Source organism: Streptomyces sp. NPDC019443 (genome assembly GCF_044389785.1).
Taxonomy (GTDB): Bacteria; Actinomycetota; Actinomycetes; order Streptomycetales; family Streptomycetaceae; genus Streptomyces.
Window position 1 is genome coordinate 1 of sequence record NZ_JBIRYJ010000055.1, and the last position, 1814, is coordinate 1814.

The 1814-nt window shown below is 66.4% G+C and carries 1 protein-coding gene and 1 pseudogene; both read left to right on the forward strand.

Annotated features, from left to right (window positions below; all coding sequences use genetic code 11):
* A pseudogene (locus ACH492_RS40045) lies at positions 1-780 on the forward strand (2-oxoglutarate ferredoxin oxidoreductase subunit alpha); the annotation flags it as partial.
* The coding region (locus tag ACH492_RS40050; RefSeq protein WP_398994373.1) for a 2-oxoacid:ferredoxin oxidoreductase subunit beta at positions 773-1814 on the forward strand (1042 nt) is incomplete at its 3' end. The pseudogene ACH492_RS40045 and the gene ACH492_RS40050, both read left to right, overlap by 8 nt.

Here is a 1814-nt window from a genome sequence, read left to right on the forward strand (position 1 = left end):
CAGGCCATGTACGGCAGGAACGGTGAGGCTCCCGTCCCGATCGTCGCGCCGCGCACGCCCGCCGACTGCTTCGACGCGGCCATCGACGCGGCCCGCATCGCGCTCGCCTACCGCACTCCCGTCTTTGTTCTCAGTGACGGCTATCTGGCCAACGGCTCCGAGCCGTGGCGTATCCCGGAGATCGACGAACTCCCGGATCTGCGGGTGCAGTTCGCGACCGGGCCCAACCACGAGCTGGCGGACGGGACGGAGGTGTTCTGGCCCTACAAGCGTGATCCGCAGACCCTGGCGCGTCCCTGGGCGGTTCCGGGGACGCCCGGACTCGAGCACCGGATCGGCGGGATCGAGAAGCAGGACGGCACCGGCAACATCTCCTACGACCCGGCCAACCACGACTTCATGGTCCGTATCCGCCAGGCCAAGATCGACGGCATCGAGGTCCCGGACCTCGAGGCCGACGATCCGCACCACGCGAGGACCCTGGTCCTGGGCTGGGGATCGACGTACGGGCCGATCACCGCCGCCGTCCGCCGTCTGCGAGCCGCCAAGATCCCCATCGCGCAGGCCCATCTGCGCAACCTCAACCCCCTCCCGAGGAATCTCGGGGAGGTTCTGGGGCGTTACGAAAAGGTAGTGGTACCCGAGATGAACCTCGGCCAGCTCGCCACCCTGATCCGGGCGAGGTATCTGGTCGACGCGCACTCCTATACCCAGGTCAACGGCATGCCGTTCAAGGCCGAGCAGCTCGCCACAGCTCTCAAGGAGGCCATCAATGACTGAGGCGCTCTCGCTGGTGCCCAAGGCCGAGGCCAAGCAGTCCATGAAGGACTTCAAGTCCGATCAGGAAGTGCGCTGGTGCCCAGGCTGCGGTGACTACGCGATCCTCGCCGCCGTGCAGGGCTTCATGCCCGAGCTCGGTCTGGCGAAGGAGAACATCGTCTTCGTCTCCGGAATCGGCTGCTCCTCCCGCTTCCCGTACTACATGAACACCTACGGGATGCACTCCATCCACGGCCGCGCGCCCGCCATCGCCACCGGCCTCGCCTCCTCCCGCCGCGACCTGTCCGTCTGGGTCGTCACCGGCGACGGCGACGCCCTGTCCATCGGCGGCAACCACCTGATCCACGCACTGCGCCGCAACGTGAACCTGAAGATCCTGCTCTTCAACAACCGGATCTACGGACTCACCAAAGGCCAGTACAGCCCGACCTCCGAGGTCGGCAAAATCACCAAGTCGACGCCCATGGGCTCACTGGACGCGCCCTTCAACCCGGTATCCCTGGCAATCGGCGCGGAGGCATCCTTCGTCGCCCGCACCATCGACTCCGACCGCAAACACCTCACCGAGGTACTGCGCCAGGCCGCCGACCACCAGGGCACCGCACTGGTGGAGATCTACCAGAACTGCAACATCTTCAACGACGGCGCCTTCGACGCACTCAAGGACAAACAGCAGGCCCAGGAAGCGGTCATCCGCCTCGAACACGGCCGGCCGATCCGTTTCGGCACCGACAGCGACAAAGGCGTCGTACGAGACACCGCGACCGGCGACCTGAAGGTCGTGCAGATCACACCGGAGAACGAGAGCCGGATCCTGATCCACGACGCCCACAGCGCCAGCCCCACCACGGCCTTCGCACTCTCCCGGCTCGCCGACCCCGACACCCTGCACCACACCCCCATCGGAGTACTGCGCAGTGTCGAGCGGCCCGTCTACGACACGATGATGGCCGACCAACTCGACACCGCCATCGAACAGAACGGCAAGGGCGACCTCGCCGCCCTCCTCACCGGCAACGACACCTGGACCGTCG